The sequence below is a fragment of the Priestia sp. P5_B4 genome, from assembly GCF_056400385.1.
Genome location: NZ_JBFULJ010000055.1, coordinates 1 through 15,101, shown reverse-complemented (window position 1 = coordinate 15,101; position 15,101 = coordinate 1). Strand labels below are relative to the sequence as shown.

Annotated in this window: 15 protein-coding genes; 13 read left to right on the top strand and 2 right to left on the bottom strand. The window is 37.7% G+C overall.

Annotated features, from left to right (window positions below; all coding sequences use genetic code 11):
• The 7 genes from AC1DRF_RS08460 to AC1DRF_RS08430 form a co-directional block, all read left to right on the top strand.
• Nucleotides 1-285, top strand: a 285-nt coding sequence (locus AC1DRF_RS08460; protein ID WP_477740581.1) for an isoprenylcysteine carboxylmethyltransferase family protein, incomplete at its 5' end; no start/stop codon positions are given.
• Nucleotides 286-659: 374 nt separating this feature from the next.
• Complete coding sequence (locus tag AC1DRF_RS08455; RefSeq protein ID WP_477740580.1) at nucleotides 660-4,277, top strand: dynamin family protein; 3,618 nt, start codon at nucleotides 660-662, stop codon at nucleotides 4,275-4,277.
• Nucleotides 4,278-4,282: 5 nt separating this feature from the next.
• Entirely contained in the window at nucleotides 4,283-5,056 is a 774-nt protein-coding gene (locus tag AC1DRF_RS08450; RefSeq protein ID WP_477740579.1) for a nucleotidyltransferase domain-containing protein, read from the top strand.
• Nucleotides 5,053-5,310 (top strand): DUF2533 family protein, encoded by a 258-nt coding sequence (locus tag AC1DRF_RS08445; protein ID WP_013082381.1) that lies wholly within the window; start codon nucleotides 5,053-5,055, stop codon nucleotides 5,308-5,310. Before AC1DRF_RS08450 ends, AC1DRF_RS08445 begins: the two co-directional genes overlap by 4 nt.
• A gap of 105 nt (nucleotides 5,311-5,415) precedes the next feature.
• Nucleotides 5,416-5,730, top strand: coding sequence for a hypothetical protein (locus AC1DRF_RS08440; protein WP_013056168.1), 315 nt, complete (start codon nucleotides 5,416-5,418; stop codon nucleotides 5,728-5,730).
• A gap of 130 nt (nucleotides 5,731-5,860) precedes the next feature.
• A complete protein-coding gene (locus AC1DRF_RS08435) occupies nucleotides 5,861-6,322 on the top strand; it encodes a divergent PAP2 family protein (protein ID WP_013056169.1) in 462 nt (153 codons plus the stop codon).
• Nucleotides 6,323-6,383: 61 nt separating this feature from the next.
• A complete protein-coding gene (locus AC1DRF_RS08430) occupies nucleotides 6,384-6,659 on the top strand; it encodes a DUF6123 family protein (RefSeq protein ID WP_477740578.1) in 276 nt (91 codons plus the stop codon).
• A gap of 6 nt (nucleotides 6,660-6,665) precedes the next feature.
• On the opposite strand, the gene AC1DRF_RS08425 is transcribed toward AC1DRF_RS08430, so the two are convergent.
• The gene (locus AC1DRF_RS08425) at nucleotides 6,666-7,064 is read right to left on the bottom strand and encodes a reverse transcriptase-like protein (RefSeq protein WP_016763502.1); all 399 of its coding nucleotides are present in this window, start codon (nucleotides 7,062-7,064) and stop codon (nucleotides 6,666-6,668) included.
• 219 nt (nucleotides 7,065-7,283) lie between these two features.
• Here AC1DRF_RS08425 and AC1DRF_RS08420 point away from each other — a divergent pair, with 219 nt between their 5' ends.
• Genes AC1DRF_RS08420 through AC1DRF_RS08410 form a run of 3 tightly spaced genes read left to right on the top strand, consistent with a single transcriptional unit; the run spans nucleotide 7,284 to nucleotide 8,478 of the window.
• Entirely contained in the window at nucleotides 7,284-7,937 is a 654-nt protein-coding gene (locus AC1DRF_RS08420; protein ID WP_477740582.1) for a ribonuclease H family protein, read from the top strand.
• A 29-nt stretch (nucleotides 7,938-7,966) separates the two neighbouring features.
• Nucleotides 7,967-8,149 carry a zinc-finger domain-containing protein gene (locus tag AC1DRF_RS08415; RefSeq protein WP_013056173.1) on the top strand — a complete coding sequence of 61 codons (183 nt, stop codon included), beginning with the start codon at nucleotides 7,967-7,969 and terminating at the stop codon, nucleotides 8,147-8,149.
• A 56-nt stretch (nucleotides 8,150-8,205) separates the two neighbouring features.
• Nucleotides 8,206-8,478, top strand: a complete 273-nt coding sequence (locus AC1DRF_RS08410) for a DUF2564 family protein (RefSeq protein ID WP_230184559.1) — start codon at nucleotides 8,206-8,208, stop codon at nucleotides 8,476-8,478.
• Between the two features lie 59 nt (nucleotides 8,479-8,537).
• On the opposite strand, the gene cspD is transcribed toward AC1DRF_RS08410, so the two are convergent.
• Complete coding sequence (gene cspD / locus AC1DRF_RS08405; RefSeq protein ID WP_013056175.1) at nucleotides 8,538-8,741, bottom strand: cold-shock protein CspD; 204 nt, start codon at nucleotides 8,739-8,741, stop codon at nucleotides 8,538-8,540.
• 277 nt (nucleotides 8,742-9,018) lie between these two features.
• Between cspD and AC1DRF_RS08400 the strand changes: the two genes are divergently transcribed.
• The 3 genes from AC1DRF_RS08400 to AC1DRF_RS08390 all read left to right on the top strand — a co-directional run.
• Nucleotides 9,019-9,306, top strand: a complete 288-nt coding sequence (locus AC1DRF_RS08400; protein ID WP_013082386.1) for a hypothetical protein — start codon at nucleotides 9,019-9,021, stop codon at nucleotides 9,304-9,306.
• 302 nt (nucleotides 9,307-9,608) lie between these two features.
• A complete protein-coding gene (locus AC1DRF_RS08395) occupies nucleotides 9,609-10,850 on the top strand; it encodes an MFS transporter (protein ID WP_013082387.1) in 1,242 nt (413 codons plus the stop codon).
• Nucleotides 10,851-11,017: 167 nt separating this feature from the next.
• On the top strand, nucleotides 11,018-15,101 hold a 4,084-nt coding region (locus AC1DRF_RS08390; RefSeq protein WP_477740577.1), incomplete at its 3' end, for a tetratricopeptide repeat protein.

Sequence of the window (15,101 nt, the reverse complement as noted above, 5' to 3'; positions counted from 1 at the left end):
GGAAAGTATTGGAATACAAAAATTATCGTTTTGCCTAATGCGAAGGTTGTGCTAAGAGGTCCTTATCGTTTTATGAAGCACCCTAACTATACAGTAGTAGCGGCAGAATTGGTGTTAGTTCCGCTTATGTTTCAGGCATACTGGACGTTAGCTATTTTTTCTGTTTTCAATTTGTGTATATTAGCCGTCAGAATTCCCTTAGAAGAGCAAGCGTTAACGAATGAAACAGATTACGGCGAAGTGATGCAAAACAGGGGAAGTTTCTTTCCTGTAAAAAAATCTTAAAACTAATTGAAAATGATTATCTTTCATGATAAGATGAAACAAATGATAAAGATTATCAATTTCATCAAGTAGAAACGGTGGTGGACGTAATGGTTAGTCTTTTTGTGATCGGAGCACTTGCTACATATGTTGGCGTCACAACGTATGTAATGAAAAATATTGAAAAAGCCCAAAAGGCGTAACATACATGCGATGAATAAAAAAAGCTGTCAAATTATTGACAGCTTTTTTTATTGTTTTTGTAACTAAAAATTCAGTTTTTTATGGGAAAACGCATGCGAATCAAGTAAAATAGAGGAAGAATAAGCAGAAATGAAGATGGATAGAGCACATTTAAATACAGTCTTGAATGAGGCAAAAGGGGTAGAGTAATAATGGGTAAAGTGAGTGTGAAACATCAAGAAAATCTCCGATTGGAAGCATCTCTTTTTCATTTACATAAGCAATTTCAAGCAGCTGGAGATGAACAGCAGGCAGCAAAAGCAATACAGCTGTTAAAAAAGTGGGTGAACGGCGAATTTGTTGTAGCATTTTGCGGACATTTTTCGGCTGGAAAATCGAGCATGATTAACGAATTAATGGGGCAAGCAATTTTGCCTGCAAGTCCTATTCCAACAAGCGCAAACTTAGTATCAGTAAAAGCAGGGGATGAGCATGCAACCGTTTATTACCGCAAACAGCCGCCGGTGCGTTATGAAGCACCTTATGAGTATGAGCAAATTAAGCAGTTTGCTGTGGATGGAGATGAAGTAGAGTCCATTCATTTATCGATAGATACAGATGCTATTCCTAAAAATGTTGTGGTGATGGACACACCAGGAATTGATTCAACAGATGATGCACATCGTGTATCGACCGAGTCAGCTCTTCACTTAGCGGACGTTATTTTCTACGTAATGGATTATAATCATGTGCAGGCAGAATTAAATCTTCAATTTGCAAAACAGCTGCAAGAAGCTAATAAAACGCTTTATTTAATTGTAAATCAAATCGATAAACACCAAGAAGATCAGCTAACATTCCAAGCATTTAAAGAATCTGTAGAAACGTCATTTTTAAAGTGGAATGTGAGACCAGAAGGAATTTTCTATACGTCGTTAAAAGARCCAACCAACTGTCATAATGACCTTTCGTACGTAAAATCTCTATTACTTGCTATGATGACGGAAAAAGAAAACCGACATCAGCATATTCAACATGCGATGCAAATGTTAATTGACGATCACCTTGCCTTTATTGAAGACCAAGAAGAAGAAAAGTTAACGATTCATGACGAGCTGCGCCATAAGCTGACGCTTGAGAATCATGAAATGAATAAGCAGCAAAAAGAGCAGCTTCTCGAAAAAGAAGCGGAAATAAGGCGTGCTGAAAAGCAGCTAGCAGAAACGTATCAACAAGAAACAGGTAAGATACTAAGCAACGCCAATTTAACACCATATGAAATGAGAGAAAAAGCTAGGCTGTTTTTAGAAACGACAAAGCCTGATTTTAAAGTAGGTCTTTTATTTGCTAAGAAAAAGACCGAGGAAGTAAAAAAAGAGCGGCTGACGTTATTTTTTGATGATATGAAAGAACGAGCAGCTTCTCAGCTGCAGTGGCACTTGCAGCAATATGTGCAAGAGCTGGTGAAAAATCAAAATCTTACCGATCCGGATCTTATACGCCAGGTTCAGCAGTTTGAAATTCCGTTAGAGCCGTATGATTTAATTGAAACCGTAAAGGCAGGAGCTACGATTAATGGTGATTATGTTTTAACGTACGCAAAAGATGTAGCCGATCATATTAAGAAAAAAGCGACGCGATTATTATACGAGCTTTATGCGCAAATTGAACAGAGCAAAATCGAGCAAGATGAAGTAAAGCGTAAAAAAATTTATCAACACTTGCAGGAATGTGAAGTATTTGAAGAAGCGTATACATCTCTTCAGGAAATGAAATCAAAATTGGCACGTACAAAAGCTTTGCTTCAATCTTTACAGCAAACTGATGACGACCTAACGGCAGAAGATACAAACGAGTTGTCATATATGTTACAAGAAGAATATGAAACAGGCATCATGAAAGCTGAAGAAAAGCAAGAAGCTGTGAGTGAGCAGCAGTTAGTYTCACAGCCTGAGGAAGCTGTGCATGAAACAGGAACGGAAAAGGTTCTTCAAGATGTATCAGCTGTTCTCGAACAGCTCCGTTCATTTGGAAAGTTAGACCGCTTTATTACCAGGCTTCAAGAAAAGCGTAAAAAGCTATCAAATCAAACGTTTACTGTAGCTTTATTCGGAGCATTCAGTGCCGGTAAGTCATCTTTTGCTAATGCGTTGATTGGAGAAAGATTACTTCCAGTATCTCCGAACCCAACAACAGCAACCATCAATAAAATTATGCCTCCAACAGAAAAACGGCCGCATAAAACAGCTGTTGTGCAAATGAAAACAAACGAGCAGATGATCCAAGATTTAAATGGTGCACTTAAGCTGTTTCACCATGAAGTAGAATCAATTGACGAAGCGTTAACAATTATTCCAACTCTGCAGGCAACAGAAGAGCTGCAGCTGCATTTGTCGTTTTTACAGGCAGTAGAAAAAGGCTACGGCGAAGTCAAGCAGCATATCGGTTCAGAAGTAGTGGTAGATACAGAAGGATTTCATGATTATGTAGCCAAAGAAGAAAAAGCGTGTTTTGTTCAATTTATTAACCTGTATTATGACTGTGAATTTACTCGCTTAGGCATTACGCTCGTTGATACACCCGGAGCTGATTCAATCAATGCGAGACACACTGGAGTAGCTTTTGAGTATATCAAAAATGCAGACGCCATTTTATTTGTAACATATTATAATCATGCGTTTTCAAAAGCTGACCGCGAATTTCTTATTCAGCTTGGCCGTGTAAAAGATGTATTTGCGCTTGATAAAATGTTTTTCTTAGTAAATGYAGCGGACCTAGCCAGCTCGGATACAGAGCTGCAGTTAGTTCAGACCTATGTAAAAGAACAGCTTGAACAGTATGGTATACGTTTTCCGCGCTTATACCCGGTATCAAGCTTGCAGGCTTTGCAAAACCACGAGGATAAAATGTTTCTGCCATTCAAAAATGCGTTTTACCGCTTCATAAATTATGAATTACCAGAGCTTGCTATCCAAAGTGTCTATGCAGATTTCGAACAAATTTTAGCAGTTTCCAATGAAATGAAACAGGTGCAAACAAAATCAGAAGTGGATAAAAAGCGATACATTCAATCTCTTCACATAAAAAATGAGCAGGTAGCAGCAAAACTGCATGAAATTCATTTTGAATATGAACAACAGCAGTTAGACCGAGAATTAGAAGAGCTCTTATTTTATGTAAAAAAACGTCTGTTTGTGAGGTACGATGACTTCTTTAAAGAAGCCTTCAGTCCGGCAAACTTAAGGGATGATCGAGGTGAAAAGCAAAAGCAGCTGCGCCTTTGTTTGCAGGAGTTGTTAACGTCTATTTCCTTTGATGCAACGCAAGAAGTGCGTGCGACCACTTTGCGAATCGAAAAATACATCGTAAAATTAATCGAAGACTGGCATCGAATGATCATTACAAAGCTACATCGCTATGAACCGACGTTTACTCCAACGCTGAACTCGTTAGAGCCTCCAAATGGCAGTGAAGTTGTGACAAGTCATCAATTTGATGWGAATGAATCGTATCAAAAAGAGCTTTCACTGTATAAAAACAATAAAAGCTTTTTTGAAAAAAATGAGAAAGTAAAGCTTCACGCTGCTTTACTAGAACGTATTAAGCCGGATGTTAATCACTACATTGCGAAAGAAGAAGCCGCTCTTCATTCACACTATACCCATTTAGTGAATCAGTACGTTCTAGCGCATAAACAGTCTGTATCTGAAGAATGGTATGATTATTACAAACAGCTGCAAGCGGCCGTGTCTGAAGAATTTCCAATTCAAGAATTGGTAAGTACAATGACGGTGCTAGAACATGTATTGGAGGAAAGAAAGGGTCATTAATTTTTATGTCTACACACATAAATAAACGGTTACAGGAAATTGAAAAAGAATATAATGTGGAAATTTTGTTTGCATGTGAATCAGGCAGCCGTGCTTATGGACTCGACACGTTAGCGAGTGATTTTGACGTCCGCTTTATATACAAGTATAAAGCATCACGCTATCTTCATCTCAATAGACCTCAAGAGGTCATTAATGTAGCAGAAGGCAATTATGATATGCAAGGGTGGGATTTGTACAAAACCATTTATTTGTTTACAAAATCAAACCCTTCGCTTTATGAGTGGCTATGGTCGCCTTTTGTTTATTATCAGAAGCCATCGTTTGCTGAGCCACTGCGGCAAATGATGGCTCACTCATATTCCTTAAAAGCATTGGGGTATCATTATTTTAAAATTTTAACGACAAATAGTAAAAGAAATCTGACATCTTCTGTTACAATAGAGGATATAAAAGTGATGCTTCAACTGATTCGTGCATTTTTATCACTGAAAGTAGTAGTAAAGCAGCGCAGTTTCCCTGTCATTTTATTTGCCGATTTATGTAAGCAGGCAAATCTCGACGATAGGCAGCAATCCATCATTGAGCAATTTGTACAGTGCAAGATAAGCGGGAAAGTTGCTTTTAATGTAAAGATGAAAAACTTTTTGGACAGCATTAAGAAAGCAGCTGCAGCGATAGAAAAAAGCTTAAAAGAATTACCCGAAAAGCAAATCAGTTATGAGGACATTAACTTATTTTTACTAAATCAGCATAATATAATGGAGGAACGAACATGAGTGTACATAAAGAAATTTCAGCCCATTCTAAAAAACAACACGAATTAGTACGTGCTTTTGCAAGCTTAGAAGCTCGACGCGAGCAAGCTATTGAAGCAGCTGTGCTTCTTTGCAAAGAAGGGAAACCCTTTTCTGTAGACGGTATTAATGCTGTAACAGCAGAAATTAATGAACTGTCTCAAAAATATACCATCATTCCAGGCCGTAAAGTAGTGACAGAAGAAATGGTTAAAGAGTACGTAGCAAGAATATAAACGTGCTAAGCTCTGGTGTTTTTACCTTAATTTGAACAGGATATGACGTGCCGCTTGATCCATACTAATAGTGTACCAACGAGGTACAAATAGGAGGAGATAGCGATGGGTCGTCAAAAATTAGGTAATAAAAATGCGCAAGCGAATAACAATGCAAAGCATAATTATAACCAAGAGTTCTCTTCTGAGTTTAAAGCAAATCAGGCTCAAAAAGCAAAGCGTGCAAAAAGTGCAAATGACACTTATGCTGGGGAGTTTGCTTCTGAGTTCAACGTGCAACAAAACCAAAACAATTCTGTTAACAAGAAGTTAGAAGCTAATAAAAGTGCAAATAATCAATATGGCCAAGAATTCGGCTCTTATGCTGAAGTTGAATCTGCCAAAATGAATAATGCTGCACAAAAAAAGCGTAAAAAATAACAGAACTGTTTCCAAAAGCGCCGGGATTAGTCTGCTCTGTCAGCAGATTAGCCCGGCGTTTTTTGTTGGGCAATATTTGCTTGGGTACGAGATGTCAATCCATCGCAAACTATAGATGAGGTGAAGCAATATGAATAAAGGAATTGTCATTGCTCTTTCATCAATCGGTTTAGCCCAAGCCTTAAAAATCCCCATTAAAAAGTATCAAACAGGAAAATGGGATATGCGGATGATTGCTGCGTCGGGTGGAATGCCAAGCTCTCATTCAGCCGGCGTATCTTCTTTAGCGACCTATGTAGCGTTAAAAAGAGGTGTTTCTACGATTGATTTTGCGTTAGCATCTGTTTTTGGAATTATTGTGATGTACGATGCACAAGGAATTCGAAGGCAGACTGGCGAAATTACTATTAAAGTGAATACGTTAGATGAAGAAATTGAAAAGCTTGCGGGTCTTCCAGACGGAGGCTTTCACGATTTGACGGAACAGCGCTTGAAAGAAATGCTTGGGCATCAGCCCGAAGAAGTAATTGGGGGAGCCATTTTAGGAGTAGCACTTGGAGCGATTGGCTATTTTTTAGAAGGGAAATCATAGTCAAATAGCCAAAAGTAAGCTAAGATAAAGAAGAACCTTTGCAAAAGGATGGGACGAAAAAGTGACAAAAACAGCTCAAACCGTTGAAGAGTATCTTCTTTATCTTGAAGAAAAAGGCTTTCATTTAGCAGAAGATGCACGTGGATTTATTTCATTTGGTCAGCAGTATACGCGTGCAGCTGACGAGATGGTCATATTTACAATTGAATGGACACTAAAAKTACAAAAAGAATTTGACGGCAGTTTTTTTGTATCGCTCCTCGAGAATTTGACATCAAATCGTATTAGCAATCAAAAACAAGCCATTCAATATTTAAAGTCATCAGGTATGATTTAAGCAGGATTACATTCCTGCTTCTTTTTGATTAATGGCTTGTCTGGCCAGCTGATCAGCACCTGCGTTTTGAGAGCTAGGGATCCACTTTATAAAAAATAACTCAAATTGACTGGACAATTTGAGGGCTTCTTCCAGTAAAGGAGCAAACGCTTTATTTTTAACGTATTCTTGGTTCATTGCGCGGTCTACTAGCTGAGAGTCCGTTCGAAAAGATACGCTCGTATACTTTTTTTCTAAACAAATTTTTAATGCATGAAGAAGTGCATGGTACTCTGCTTCATGATTCGTCATTGTCCCAAGAGCAATAGCGTAACGATGATGTTCACCATTTCCTTTAATTAAAATACCAGCTCCAGAAGGACCAGGGTTACCAGCAGTGGCTCCGTCTATATAAACTTCAATCATCATACAGCCTCCTTGTTAAAACAATATAAGCTTAAACCATGTTTTTTCATCAATAGTATTGTATCATAAGTACTTCAGCTATTTTATATTAGCACGTATAAACGCTAAAATCCGCTTATTAGGTAAGAAAACTGTCATGAAAAGACATAATAGAAGATAAAATACAAAAAAGCAGAAAAAGTGTTGAATTCAAAATTGCTGATGAAAGGAATGCTCGTTATGAATTTCCAAATTGAATGGCATTATAAATCCTCGAAACATAAACAGTTAATTTTCACATCCGATTTCACAGATGCGAATGAGGCGCTAATGATTGTGGGTGATTTAGAAAAAACAGGTCGAACGAAGGAAATTTTTCTACTTGATGAGCAGCAGCAAAAATGGACTGTAAAAGAAGCGAAAAAGCTCTTACAGGAAGTACAGACAGAGCCTCACGATATTGTGGCATATTTTGACGGAGGCTATGAGCATGATACGCTCCTAGCGGGGCTTGGGGTTGTGATTTATTTTAAACAGAACAACAACTCTTACCGAATACGACGCAACTCAAGKCTGCAAGAGATTGAATCAAATAATGAGGCAGAGTATGCTGCTTTTTATTATTTAATACAAGAGCTTGAGGAACTTGGTGTTCATCATATACCGGTAACGTTTAGAGGTGACTCTCAGGTTGTATTAAATCAGCTGGCTGGGGAGTGGCCCTGTTTCGAAGAAGAGTTTAATCGGTACTTAGATCGAATAGAAGATAAAATGCAGGAGCTTGGTATCAGGCCGGTATATGAGCCTATTTCAAGGAAGGAAAATGAAGAGGCTGATCAGCTTGCTACTCAAGCTCTTCAAGGGATACCAATTGCTAGTAGGAAGCAAGTGTAACACACAGAACGAAATGGAGATGAACGAGAGTGGAACGTAAACAATTATTAGAAGAAGTAACGGAGTTATTGGATTACTACTGTAGTGATTGTTTTGTAAAAAAAACGTTTAATAAAGAAAAGGGCAAAACATACGCTCAGACGTTTTGCATTAAAGAGTGTACCGTAGGAGAAAAAATTAAGCAGTATGGAGATTTGCTGACTAAAAAGTAAGCGTGTATAATTTGCCGGCAGCAGCTTCATTCTATCCATATGGAGGTGTTCTTTCAATGGATAAGTTTTCAAATGAAGAAGTAACAACAGGATATAATGATTTAAAGCAAGTAGAAGTTTCTATTCAATCTGCTCAAAAGATGATCGGGACAGCTACGATGAGTATGAGTCCTCAGCAGCTTGAAGAGGCAACGAATGCGCTTAATGATGCAAAAGCACAGCTTCAATCTACCAAAGCTCATGGCACAGGAGTAGACGAGCAATTTCTTCAGCAGTGCATGCAGTCTATTCAAACATGTGAACAGCAGCTTACTGAGGCCAAACGCTAGGTATAACAAAAAAGAGACTCGGAAAAGAGTCTCTTTTACTATAAAATAAAAAGATCTATTTATGATAGCTTAGTGACATTAGCGGCTTGCGGGCCTCTATTGCCTTCTACAATTTCAAAAGATACCTCTTGTCCTTCTTCCAAGGATTTATAACCTTCGCTTTGGATGGCAGAAAAATGTACAAATACGTCGCTGCCGCCTTCAACTTCAATAAAGCCATAGCCTTTTTCATTGTTGAACCATTTTACTTTACCATTTTGCATAACTTGAATCCCCCTAGTACTGTGCAGCCTCATGCTGCTGAAACTCGAATTATCATTTCCAATAGAGGTAAATGATTGTTTATATTATATAATAAGAAGAAATAAAATTTCAATATTAAAATTTAACTTTTCTGAAAATTAAATTTTTATTTAACGTAGGCGTAGTACAAATATAACTAAAAAAATTTCTTATGAGATGAAAAATAACTGAAAATTTAGTTTATAATAAAAGTATAGTCAGCATAATTTTAAAGCGGTGATAAGGAGTGGATCGTGTATGTATCGTACACAAGTAAATGGAAAAGAAATCATTTTGTTATTTTCAACGCTCGAAGCAGCAAAGAGCCGCAGCAACCTAGAGAAAGAGCAAATTTATAAGCGCGTGTTGCATTTAAATGAGCAGCTGCTAATGTTTCAAAATGGAACAAGCTTCACGATTGGCGATCCGTTAGGATTAATTGTAGCTCAAGTGAAAAAAAGTGATTTGACAACCATATATATCGAACATATCATTGATAAACAGTTTATGTATGATGGAGAGGGGCATCGAGGTGAAGTAGTGTAACAAGATGACACCTATATATGAAGAAGCGTACGGAGATACTCGTACGCTTCTTCATATATAGGATTAAAAATATGCGATTTTACAAGTATTAACAGGGATAAATAACAAAGTTTAATAAATTAAAGAAGAACAGTGAAACCATGAATAGCAATCACCTTTTTAGCTAAAAAATATAGATACACATCATCTTATGTAATGAGATAGTTAAGCTTTAAAATCAATGAACACGAGAGGTTTTATAAAGCTTAAATTGAAAAACGTGTGATTGTGACGTTAATTAGAAGTAAGGTTTGGAGGACGCTATGGAAAGTAGAAAAAAATTGGATTTACTTGCTCTTGCTTCTGTGCCACTTATCATGACCCTCGGAAATTCAATGTTAATTCCGGTATTGCCGGTGATTGAAAAACGTCTACAGATAAGCTCGCTGCAGGTATCCATGATTATCACGGTCTATTCAATTTTCGCTATTTTTTTAATCCCGATTGCTGGTTATTTATCAGATCGATTTGGCCGCAAGAAAATTATTATTCCAAGTTTGCTGCTTGCTGCAGTAGGAGGGGCTTTAACAGGCTGGGCTTCATGGCAAATGGCCAATCCTTTCTGGGTTATTTTAATTGGCCGAGCGATTCAAGGAATAGGTTCAGCAGGAGCTATGCCTGTTGTGATGCCTTGTGTAGGAGATATGTTCAAAGACGAGCAAGAAATTACAAAAGGACTAGGTTTAATTGAAACAGCTAATACGTTTGGGAAAGTACTAAGCCCAATACTGGGAGCTTTTTTAGCGGCTATGATTTGGTTTCTTCCTTTTTGGTTCATTCCTATTCTTTGCCTTATTTCGATTCTTTTGGTTATCTTTTTAGTAAAAGTTCCGAAAAATGATAGTTCTTCTGAATCTGAACAAAAAAAGAAAAGTATTAAGCAGTTTTTGAAGGATTTGAAGAAAACGCTCAAAGAAAATATTGGATGGCTTATGGCTATTTTTATTTTAGGCGCCATTATTATGCTTGTATTATTCGGTGTTTTATTTTACCTATCGACCATACTAGAGGAGCGTTATCATATTGTGAATACGAAAAAAGGTTTAGTGATGGCTATTCCTTTGCTCGCTTTATCTATTTCTTCTTTTGTGGCGGGGAAAAAAGTTGGAAACAATAAAATCGTTATGAAGTGGTCTGCTTTTTTTGGCTTCTTATTGTTAACATGTTCTTTCATCATTTTATTTTTTAATACGTCTCTTTTTAGTATTTTACTCACTTTAGTGCTTGGTGGAATTGGAATTGGAGCAGCTCTTCCCAGTCTTGATGCGCTTATTACAGAAGGAATTGAAAAGGAAGAGAGAGGAACCATTACGTCTCTTTACAGTTCGATGCGCTTTGTAGGAGTAGCAGCTGGGCCTCCCCTTTATACATTGCTTATGAAGTGGTCGGACATGGCTGTGTTCCAAACGTCTCTAGGGGTTAGTGCGGTAGGTGCCATTTTAGTTTTAAAAGCGATTAAACCAAAGCCTGAAGGCGGCGTAAAACTGAAGAAAGCTGAAGTGTGATTTTATAGAGCTGTCTTATGATAAAAGACAGCTCTTTGCTATTTAAAGACCCGTCAATATGCTTAAATTTATATTGTGTCTAGAAAAAATCCTTGAAATTTCTTATACTTCAATTTATAGACAGCAGATGCAATAGTTCTTATTTTATTTAATAAGGTGGTTTTGAATTGAGTATAAATTATCAAAAATTAAAAAGCATGGTGGATCATTATCAAATATTTGATCTTGTAGCGTATATAACAGAAGAAGTACAAAGCCTTCAACCAAAGAGCCTTACGGGTATTGTGAAAGAATGGTTAGCAAACTTACAAACGGAAGAAGAGCTGTACGAGCTTATCCGCTTTTGTGATGAAGCTTTATTAAATCGTTTAAGTCGAATGTTAACGACATATGGATATCGTCGATTTGGCTCGATTCGAATGGTAACTCTTTATTGTGATGATCTCCTGCGAGAAGGAAAGATACTCGACGCTGATGATAGACTTTCTTTATTAATTTCTCAGCTGGATACGGAATCAGTTAAAGAGGAACAGCTTGAGAAAATCTATTTTTTAAAGGTAAGAATTCTTTTAGAAATGAAACAAGTGGATGAAGCTTCTGAGTGGATGAAACAAGTAACGTCCCATAATCAAAAGGGTATGGCTGACAGATGGGGCTATTTTTATTTGCAGCTCAACGACAGAATGAWAGCTGAAGCCTGCTTAAAAGAAGGAACGACATATAAGGAGAATGGAGATTTTTGCTATGCAATGCTCGCAGACTTATATGCGTATGAAGGGAAGCATAAACAATCGCTTAAAAAAATTAACGAGGCTATTGTCCGCTACCCACAGCTTCCGTCTTTATATATGGATAGAGTGATGCGATTAAAAGATTTAAAAGAGTATTCTCTCTTGCTTGAAACGATTGAATTTATCAATTCAAAGTTACCCTATCACGATTATCAAGATTTTTTTACGCTGCTGCGCGCCGACATTTATTTTGAACAGAAGCAGCAATCTCAGCTTACGCATCTGCTCTCGACTAAGCGATGTTTAAAAGATTCACCTTATCAAAAATTAATTGGAAAGAATACAGACGATAAATGCAGTACAATCAAGCTTCCTATTGTACCGATTGTTCAAAAAGATAATTATTGCGTGCCAGCTAGTATGAGTATGATGTTAAGGCTTTTACATACCGAAAAAACACAGGATGAGATTGGGACGCGTATTTACGGAGGGTTAGGCTCCAAATTATCAACTGCGGTGAGCTACTTTGAATCTCTTGGCTTTGCAGCGATGTTTTTTACAGGCACAGTTGAACAGTTTAAAGAACTATTAGACAAAGGGCTGCCTATTTTGGTCAGTCTGGAATTTGAACAAGCTTCCCACGTTCAAGTTGTATTTGGCTATGATGATGAACTTGAACTTTTTCATGTACAAGATGCTAATTTTCTAAGTCCAACGTATGTAGAATATAAAAATTTTGATCAGCATTACGCTAATTCGGGTTTTTTATCAATTGTTGCTTCTAAAGCGGCAGCGGATCTCGCTTCACTTTCTAAAGAGCAAGATGTGTTTATTCGTCAGCTGTATGACTTAATCGAACTAGTTGAAGCGGATGAAGAGGCACACATTAATGATCTCGTTTCTTTACTAAAAGCAAATGAGCATGTTCCATTTGCTGCTATTTACAGTATGAAGCATTTGTATAGAAAAGAGCATGAAGCCTATATTCGTACGTGTATTAACCATGTGTTAGAGAAATATAGCAATCATGATTATCTTAAGCTTCACGCTGCATATGCCTTTTTTAAACTTGACGACAGTAAGGGAGCATCTTCCTTGTTACACCACATAGATAACAAAAAGCATAGTTCTTTTTATCACTATCTTAAAGGAAGAATTGCGCTGGATGAAGAGAAGTATGATGAGGCTGTTGAAGCACTGCGCAGCTCCCTGCAATTAGACGTAGAGCAGCATTTGAACTGGAGCTATTTAGCACTTGCATATATGTACAAAGGAAACCTGGAAAAGGCTTTTGAATGCTCGACCATTTCCTTAAATATGTATGGCGATGAATCTTATACACAAATCAATCACGGACTTATTTTAATGGAGAAAGAAAGATATGCAGAAGCCAGAAATCTTTTCGACGCGTTATTAAAAGAAAACCCAAAAGATGCGCACAGCTGGTTTGAAAGAGCCCGTTGTGATGAACATTTAAAAAAGTTTCGTAAAGCTTACCGGGGATTTCAAGTAGCTAAACAGCTTTTGCCGACTGTTCCTTATCCATATCTTTCGATAGCTGATTTGCTACAATATCAACTAGAAAAAACAGACGAAGCTGAAAGCTATCTCAAAGAAGGCATGAAGCATCTCCCAAGCGACATGACAATTCGAGGAAGACTAGGCGATTTATACGTCGCGAATCAAAGGTACGAAGAAGCTATTGCTCTGTATAAAGAAGGCTTAAAAATAGAAGAAGATGCCCTTATGTATTTGGGCTTATCTTATGCGTATCTAGAAACAGGTGAACATTTAACGGCCGTTGATACGCTCACGCTTATTGCGCAGAAGTTTTCATCGAACAGCGACGTCCTGTTGGATGCAGGCAGCATGCTTTTGGATGCAGCAAAAGAGAAGAATCTAGACGACCAAACGATAGAGTTTGGATTTGCTCTTTATGAAGAAGGAATTCATTTTGCTCAAACAGCGCTAGCTGAAGTGTTAGAAGCATATACGAGTTATTTAGAAGACACGGCTTTACTGACTCGTGGAATTAAGTTTTTAACTGCAGAACATCAAGAGCACCCTAATGAGATTTTGTACATGTGCTACTTAGGCATATTATACGAACAAGCCAAGCAGCTAACAAAAAGTGAGAAGCTTTATCAACAAGCGCTTCGTATCAAGCAAGATGCTTTGCCATATTATCGGTTAGGTGAAATATATCAATCAATGAATCGCATCACTGAAGCAAAAGAGGCCTTCCAAAAATGCTTAACTCTTGATAAAACATTTGAAGCCGCTTGTATGAAGCTTGCTGAAATGGCTTGTGAAGAACAAAATCGAACGGCTGAAAGGAATTGGCTACTTCAATGGATACAGCTGAATCCTATGGAAGTAAACGTTGAGCACGCAGCTTCACTTTGTGAAACAGAGAAAGAGTATGAAAAGCTGTTAGAGGTATTAAAAAGCGTAAAGGAAATTGTTTTGCCTCAGTGGCTTGCTGACAGCCAGGCTCATGTGTATCGCCTAAAAGGAGACATTTCACAGGCTGAAACGTATTTAGAGAAGGCGCTTGGACTAGATCCACAGAATCCTACTATTCGCCACCATCAGGCAAAATGGCTCATCATGGAGCATAGATATGAAGAAGCTAGAACAATTCTTACAGAGCTACTAAGTGAGAATCCGGAAGATTACGCTCTATTTCAAACGTTCATGTCTAGCTTTCCAAATGGAAAAAAACTGTCCGGACTTACGGCAGATTTAAAAAAGATAAAAATGGAAAAACACAGCAAAAGCTTGTTATTTAAAAACGCAGCCGAGGCTTTAAATGAGTATGCCGATTCGATCGTAGAAGAGCAGCAAGGATCTATCTTCAAACGAAGCTTAGCAAAGTTCAAAGCAAAAGCAAAAACGGTTACGCTGCTTGGCTTAACGATTGAACTGTATGAACTTGCTATAAAAACGGATCCGAATAATAAAGAGGCTGTGCATGCATTTGCGGCTTTTTACGAAGAGAAAGGATTAATTGAAGATAGCATCACTGTGCTGAAAAAATCGCTGCATCAAAGCTGGGATTTTGATGTTGCCTATCATTTAGCCAATATACTCGTTAATATCCATGAAAATGAACAGGCTGCACATGAAGCGCTAAACTTAGTTCAAAAACTTCTTGAACAGCAGCCGTATCATATAGATTTGCAGATATACCGGGCATTTATTTTGAGTAGCCTTGAAGAGGTAGAAAAATCGGAGACAGCTTTTCAAGAATTACTTCAACAGGAGATTTATCAGCCTGACATATATGCAGGACTAGCAAAACTGTATAATAAAACAGAACGTTATCATGAAACTGTTCAGCTTCTTCAAAAAGCGATTGAACAGCGTCAAGAGTATGAAGGGATGTATACTGATTTAGGTATCGCGTATCATTTAGAAGGTGAAACGGAAGCAGCAGCTTCGCTTATGATAACCAGAGTAGAAAGTGGAGAGGAAGATCTTTTTATTCGCTATAACTTGGCATGCTATCTAGCTGTTC